Annotated in this window: 5 protein-coding genes; 4 read left to right on the top strand and 1 reads right to left on the bottom strand. The window is 72.8% G+C overall.

The annotated features are described in order from the left end of the window. Positions 1 to 357 precede the first annotated feature (357 nt). A complete protein-coding gene (locus ACWJ6R_RS26860; protein ID WP_449064903.1) occupies positions 358 to 1,113 on the bottom strand; it encodes a hypothetical protein in 756 nt (251 codons plus the stop codon). A 283-nt stretch (positions 1,114 to 1,396) separates the two neighbouring features. On the opposite strand from ACWJ6R_RS26860, the gene ACWJ6R_RS26855 reads away from it, so the two are divergent. The 4 genes from ACWJ6R_RS26855 to ppgK all read left to right on the top strand — a co-directional run bounded on the left by ACWJ6R_RS26855 (position 1,397) and on the right by ppgK (position 6,509). Next, a complete protein-coding gene (locus ACWJ6R_RS26855) occupies positions 1,397 to 3,049 on the top strand; it encodes an ABC-F family ATP-binding cassette domain-containing protein (RefSeq protein ID WP_449064902.1) in 1,653 nt (550 codons plus the stop codon). Between the two features lie 108 nt (positions 3,050 to 3,157). Further along, positions 3,158 to 3,730 (top strand): NADPH-dependent FMN reductase, encoded by a 573-nt coding sequence (locus ACWJ6R_RS26850; protein ID WP_449064901.1) that lies wholly within the window; start codon positions 3,158 to 3,160, stop codon positions 3,728 to 3,730. A 178-nt stretch (positions 3,731 to 3,908) separates the two neighbouring features. Further along, on the top strand, positions 3,909 to 5,696 hold the full coding sequence (locus ACWJ6R_RS26845; RefSeq protein WP_449064900.1) for an ABC transporter ATP-binding protein: 1,788 nt from the start codon (positions 3,909 to 3,911) through the stop codon (positions 5,694 to 5,696). 78 nt (positions 5,697 to 5,774) lie between these two features. Continuing rightward, positions 5,775 to 6,509 carry a polyphosphate--glucose phosphotransferase gene (ppgK, locus tag ACWJ6R_RS26840; RefSeq protein WP_449064899.1) on the top strand — a complete coding sequence of 245 codons (735 nt, stop codon included), beginning with the start codon at positions 5,775 to 5,777 and terminating at the stop codon, positions 6,507 to 6,509. Positions 6,510 to 6,908 lie beyond the last annotated feature (399 nt).

Here is a 6,908-nt window from a genome sequence, read left to right as displayed (position 1 = left end):
GAAACGAAGCTCCCGCGTAGCGGGGCAGGGAAAGGCGAATCGCCGCCAGGGCGATTCGGCGTCTACGGCCACGAAGTCACCGGTCGCCATCTGTCGCTCTCCCCTCTGCGGCGTGTGCCCGCTCCCTGCCCGCGGGGGAGGGCGTCAACCGGGACAGCCGGGGGCCGGACCGGGGAACGCCGGGGGCGCGGAGAGGACAGGGGAACGGGAAGAGGGCCCGGGGAACGCGGAGAGGGCCCGGGTCGCCCCGAGCCCTCTCACGGTTCACCGGAACCGGTCACCGGCTTCTTCCACGGGAATCCATCCGATCACCGGTCCCTTTCACCGGAACCGGTCACCGGCGCCGGTCCGTGTCACCTACCGGCGGTATCCCCAGCCCTTGACCTTGACCCAGTCGGGGCGGCTGGAGCTGTCGTCCAGCCTGCGGTCGCCGTCGAAGACGGCCCGGAACTCACCGCTCCTGACCGCGCGGGTCTTGGCGCTGAACCTGCCGTCCCACCGGGTGTCGGCGGAGGCCACGTACTTCCAGGCACCGGAGCCGTCGGCGCGGAAGTAGATCTCCACCTCCTCGCCGCGCACGCCGCGCCACTTCCAGCCGTCACGGGCCTGCAGGCGGCCGGTGAAGTAGACCGAGCGGCCCTTGCGGACCGGCTCGGGACCGGCGTCGAAACCGGCCACGCGGGTGTCGGCCTTCCGCCAGCGCTCCACGTACTTGACGGTGAAGCCGGCCGTGTCGGTCAGCTTCTTGCCGTCCTTGGCGTAGGCGTCGGCGACCGCGACCCAGCGGCCGCGGTAGTCGGACTCGTCGAAGGTGGTGACGAAGCGCCACAGCTCACCCTCGCGGACGAGCCTGGGCTCCTTCGCCTTGAGGGTGTGGGGGGCGTCGGTGTCCGGCCGGAGCCGGAGCTCAACCTTCTCCGCCTCGGTGGTGCGGATCTCGATGGTGACCGTCGCGTCCCGGTCGCCCCGGACCACGACGGGGTTCGGGCTGACCTCGGTGATGTTCACACTGAGGTCGGCCGCCGTGGCGGAGGCCGCACCGGCACCCATGGTGACGACGAGCGAGGCGCCTGCGGCCGTGGCGAGGGCGCCCGCAGCGATCTTCTTGAACATTCGGTTCCTTTCCCCGTTGCTTCGGAGGCGGTGCTCGGGTTACCGCCTCCACCCGGTTAACACACGGTTGCGCCGGGGCCGGTGGTTCAAAGTCCCCGCCAAACGGAGGCCACGTTTCTTTTAGGTCACGATCGGGCCGCGCGTCCGCAGGTCGATCACATCATGTGGCGGCGGGGGACTTGGCGGAAAAAATTCGTAAACTGTCTGATTTGCCGGGAATACGGTTCGGGGTTCGCCGGGAGGACCGTTCGGCGTCCGCGCGGGAGGCGGATAGCGTTCCCCCATGAGCGCCACCATCGTCGTCAAGGACCTCGCCGCCGGGCACGGCGACCGCGCCCTCTTCTCCGGCCTCGACCTGGTCGTCGCCCCCGGCGACGTCGTCGGGCTGGTCGGGGCGAACGGCGCCGGCAAGTCCACCCTGATGCGCATCCTGGCGGGCCTGCTCCCGCCCGAGGAGGGCTCGGTACGGCTCAGCCCGCCCACGGCCACGGTCGGCTACCTGCCGCAGGAGCGCGAGCGCCGGGAGGGCGAGACGGTAGCGGCCTTCCTGGCCAGGCGGACCGGGGTGGCCGACGCCCAGCGCGCGCTGGACACCGCCACCGAGGGCCTGGTCGAGAGCCGCCCCGGCGCCGACGACGAGTACGCCGCGGCCCTGGAGCGGTGGCTGGCCCTGGGCGGCGCGGACCTGGAGGAGCGGGCCGAGGCGGTCGTGGCCGAGCTGGGACTCGCGGTGGAACTCGGCCATCCGATGACGGCGCTGTCGGGCGGGCAGGCAGCCCGCGCGGGCATGGCCTCCCTGCTGCTCAGCCGCTACGACGTCTTCCTGCTCGACGAGCCCACGAACGACCTCGACCTGGACGGCCTGGAGCGGCTGGAGCGCTTCGTCACCGGGCTGCGGGCCGGGACGGTGCTGGTCAGCCACGACCGTGAGTTCCTGGCCAGGACCGCGAACCGCATCGTCGAGCTCGATCTGGCCCAGCGGCGGGTGCGCGCCTACGGCGGCGGCTACGAGGCCTACCTCGCCGAGCGCGAGGTCGCCCGCCGGCACGCCCGCGAGCAGTACGAGGAGTACGCCGATACCGTCTCCGAGCTGAAGGCCCGCGCCCTGACCCAGCGCAACTGGATGGAGAAGGGCGTCAAGAACGCGCGGCGCAAGATGAGCGACAACGACAAGATCGGCCGCAACGCCCGCGTCGAGACGACCGAGAAGCAGGCCGCCAAGGCCCGCCAGACCGAGCGGCTGATCGAGCGGCTGGAGGTGGTCGAGGAGCCCCGCAAGGAGTGGGAGCTGCGGATGGAGATCGCCGTGGCGCCCCGGGCGGGAGCGGTCGTCGCGACCCTGCGCGGAGCCGTCGTGCGGCGCGGCGCGTTCACCCTCGGCCCGGTGGACCTGCAGATCGGCTGGGCCGAACGGGTGGCGATCACCGGCGTCAACGGGTCGGGCAAGTCCACGCTGCTCGCCGCGCTGCTCGGCCGCCTCACCCTGGCCGAGGGCCACTCCTCCCTCGGCCCCGGCGTGGTCGTCGGCGAGGTGGACCAGGCGCGCGGGCTCTTCCTCGGGGACGAGCCGCTGCTGGACGCCTTCGGTGCGGCCGCCGGGGACGCCTCGGGGAACATGGCGCCAGCCGAGGCGCGGACGCTGCTCGCCAAGTACGGCCTGCGCGCCGACCACGTGCTCCGCCCGGCCGCCACGCTGTCGCCGGGGGAGCGGACCCGGGCCGCGCTCGCGCTGCTCCAGGCCCGGGGGGTGAACCTGCTCGTCCTCGACGAGCCGACCAACCACCTGGATCTGCCCGCCATCGAGCAGCTGGAGTCGGCGCTGGCCTCCTACCCCGGCACGCTCCTGCTGGTCACCCACGACCGCCGGATGCTGGAGGCCGTGCACACCACCCGCCACCTCCACGTCGACTCCGGGAAGGTCGCCGAGGCCCGGTGAGGGGCCGCCGCGGGCCGGTGGCGTTCCGCGGAGTGGGGCCGGGTTGACCTCAAGGTTGCTTGAGGTTGCATCCTTGCGGGCGGAACGCCGTACAGCCAGGAGACCGCCATGCTCGATGTCGCAGTGATCACCGCCACCAGTCCGGAAGGCCGCTCCGGCGCGAACGTGACCCGGTGGTTCCTCGGGCAGGCGGGACGGCGCGCCGATCTCCGGCTGGACGTCGTCGACCTGAACCGCGTCCCGCTGCCGCCGTTCCATCCCGTGTCCCCGGAGACCGGGAACGACGCGGCCACCCGCGCCCTCGCCGCCAGGATCGGCGCGGCCGACGGCTTCGTGATGATCACCCCGGAGTACAACCACGCCTACCCGGCCGTCCTGAAAGTGGCGATCGACGCGGTCCGCCGGGAGTGGGCCGCCAAGCCGGCCGCGTTCGTCTCCTACGGCGGGCAGTCCGGGGGCCTGCGCGCGGTGGAGCAGCTCCGCCTGGTCCTGGCCGAGCTCCATGTGGTGACCCTGCGCGACACGGTGAGCTTCCACCGGGTGGAGACCCGGTTCGACGAGGAGGGCCGCCCGCTCGACCGGGAGGGGGTCGACGGCGCCGCCAAGGTCCTGCTCGACCAGCTCATCTGGTGGGGGACGGCCCTGCGGGAGGCACGGGCGGCCCGGCCGTACGCCGTCTGAGCGCGAGCGGGGACCGGACCGGGACCGGACCGGGAACGAGCCGGGAGCGGGGCCGAGAGCGGGACCGGGACGGGAGGAGAACGGGAGGAGAACGGGAGGGGTGGGAGGGGGCGGACCGCCGGACGGAATCGGGGCAGGAGAGGATGAGGCCAGAGATCTATCCTTGTTTGGGGGATTTGTGGTCGGTGCTCTCGATCATCGCTACCGGGGCGAACACCCCATCCGCACACTCGCCTACCTCTTCAAGGAGGACCGCCGCAAGCTGGTCGTCGCGGTCCTCGCCTTCCTGGTCAAGCACAGCCCGACCTGGATCCTGCCGCTGATCACCGCGAACATCGTGAACGTGGTGGTCTACCAGCGTCCGATCGCCCAGCTGTGGGCCAACACGGCGGTGCTGCTGGCCCTGCTGCTGCTGAACTACCCCCTGCACCTGCTCTACGTGCGCTGCCTGCACGGTGCGATCCGGCGGGTGGGCACGGACCTGCGCTCGGCGCTCTGCCGCCGGATGCAGCAGCTGTCCATCGGCTACCACTCCCGGGTCAGCGCCGCCGTGCTGCAGACCAAGGTCATCCGGGACGTCGAGAGCATCGAGCAGGCCGCCCAGCAGGCGAGCGACATGGGGCTGTCGGCGCTGACCATGCTGGCCGGCGGCCTGGTGGTGATCGCCTTCCAGGTGCCCGCCGCGCTCCCGGTCTTCCTGCTGGTCGTGCCCGCCGCCGCGTTCCTGGTCATGAAGCTCCGCACCCGGCTGCGCGACGACAACGAGAGCTTCCGGCGCGAGGTCGAGAAGCTGTCGGCCCGGGTCGGCGAGATGACCACGCTGATCCCGATCACCCGCGCGCACGGACTGGAGCAGGACGCCCTGCACCGGGTCGACGGCACCCTGACCAGGGTGCTGCGCAAGGGGCTCCGGCTCGACCTGCTCAACGGCAGCTTCGGCGCGCTGGCCTGGATCCTGCTCAACGCGCTCGGCGCCGCCGTGCTGGCGGGGTCCGCGCTGGTCGCCTACTACGGGGTCATCCCGATCACGGCGGGGGACGTGTTCATGCTGAGCACCTTCTTCGCCACCCTGACCTCGGCGGTCACCGCGCTGCTCAGCCTGACCCCGGTGATCAGCAAGGGCCTGGCGTCCGTGCGCTCGGTGGGCGAGGTGCTCCAGGCGCCCGACCTGGAGCACAACTCCGGCAAGGCCGCGGTGGACTCCGTCCGCGGCGAGGTGGAGTTCCGCGACGTCGGCTTCGCCTACGGCGGGCGCGGCGACGGAGACGGGCCGGACGGGGCCGCCGAGGCGCCGGCCGTCGACGGCTTCACGCTGAAGGTCGTCCCCGGTGAGACGATCGCGCTGGTCGGGCCGTCCGGGGCGGGCAAGTCCACCGTGCTCAGCCTCGTCATCGGTTACCTGCGGCCCACCTCCGGGCGGATCCTGCTCGACGGCCGGGACATGGAGGAGATCGACCTGCGCAGCTACCGCAGGTTCCTGTCGGTCGTGCCGCAGGAGTCCATCCTGTTCGAGGGCAGCATCCGGGAGAACGTCACCTACGGCCTGTCCGGCGTCTCCGAGGAGCGGGTACGGCAGGCGCTGCGGGACGCCAACGCCCTGGAGTTCATCGACCGGCTGCCCGGCGGGCTCGACACGGTGGTGGGGGAGCGCGGCGCCCGCCTGTCGGGCGGCCAGAAGCAGCGCCTGGCCATCGCCCGCGCGCTCATCCGGGACCCGCGCGTGCTGATCCTGGACGAGGCGACCTCGGCCCTGGACACCCGCTCCGAGGCGCTCGTGCAGGAGGCGCTGGCCCGCCTGGTCGCCGGCCGTACGGTGTTCGTCGTCGCCCACCGCCTCTCGACGGTCAGGGGCGCCGACCGCATCGTGGTGATGCGCGACGGGCGCATCGAGGAGGTCGGCACCCACCGGGAGCTGATGCGGCTGCGCGGCGTCTACGCCGGGCTCCAGGGCGCGCAGCTCGCCTGAGGAACGCCGGGAGGCCCGGCCGCCGCGAGGATTTTGCCGCCCCCGGTCACGGGTAGGGGGCGCACCGAGGAGGATGCCATGCGAGCACTGGGAATCGACATCGGCGGGTCGGGGATCAAGGGCGCCCCGGTGGACCTGGAGAAGGGGGAGCTGACCGAGGAGCGGCTGCGGATCCCCACCCCCGACCCCGCCGGGCCCGAGGAGGTCACCGAGGTGGTCGGGCGGATCGTCCGGCACTTCGACTGGACCGGGCCGATCGGGGTCACCTTCCCCGGCGTGGTGCTGAACGGGACCACCATGACGGCCGCCAACGTGGACCCCCGGTGGATCGGGGCGGACGCGTGCGGGCTGTTCTCGGCGGCGGCCGGGCGGCCGGTGACGGTGCTCAACGACGCCGACGCGGCCGGGTTCGCCGAGGTGGAGATGGGCGCGGCCAAGGGCGAGCCGGGGGTCGTGCTGATGCTGACCTTCGGGACCGGGATCGGCAGCGCCCTGTTCGTCGACGGCCGCCTGGTGCCCAACACCGAGCTGGGCCACCTGGAGATCCGCGGCAAGGACGCCGAGCGGAGGGCCTCCGACGGCGCCCGGGAGCGGCACGACCTGAGCTGGGACCAGTGGGCCGAGCGGGTGGAGGAGTACCTCCGCCACGTCGAGATGCTGTTCTCCCCCTCGCTGATCGTCATCGGCGGCGGGGTCAGCAAGAAGTCCGAGAAGTTCCTGCCGAAGGTGAGCGTGCGGACCCGGGTGGTCCCGGCGGCGCTGCGCAACGAGGCGGGCATCGTCGGCGCAGCCATGGCCGCCGCGCACCTGTGACGGGCGCCGGGGCGGGCGGCCGGGACGCGTACCCGTGACGCGTGCCTGTGCGGGGAGGGGGGCTCCCGCCAGCGGAGGACCGGGCGGCCTGGCGCGGGGGCGCCCGGACCGGCCGCATGGGGAAAGGCCGTCCGGATTTTGATCCCGCTTGGCGGGCGCGGTCCGCCGCTCCGGGTATGTAGCCGGAGTCAGCAAGATCGTATATGGCGGGAACGGGAAAGACGTGACACTGCCGACGGGTGCGCAGAGTCGTTCGGCCGTGCCGGCCTGGGCGGTGGTGCTCGGACTCCTGCTGGCGGTCGCGGGCTGCAGGGAGCGGGGACTGCGGGAGGCGGGTCCCGGCCTCGGCCCCTCCTTCCCGGTGGTGGCGCCGGGCGGCCCGCCGGCCGCCGCGGCCGG

Source organism: Planomonospora algeriensis (assembly GCF_977012225.1).
This window is presented reverse-complemented; position numbering and strand designations above follow the sequence as displayed.

Excerpts from the sequence above, each read along its gene's own strand:
- ACWJ6R_RS26860 (WP_449064903.1), bottom strand. The coding sequence starts at position 1,113 with ATGTTCAAGAAGATCGCTGCGGGCGCCCTCGCCACGGCCGCAGGCGCC.
- ppgK (WP_449064899.1), top strand. The coding sequence starts at position 5,775 with ATGCGAGCACTGGGAATCGACATCGGCGGGTCGGGGATCAAGGGCGCC.
- ACWJ6R_RS26850 (WP_449064901.1), top strand. The coding sequence starts at position 3,158 with ATGCTCGATGTCGCAGTGATCACCGCCACCAGTCCGGAAGGCCGCTCC.
- ACWJ6R_RS26855 (WP_449064902.1), top strand. The coding sequence starts at position 1,397 with ATGAGCGCCACCATCGTCGTCAAGGACCTCGCCGCCGGGCACGGCGAC.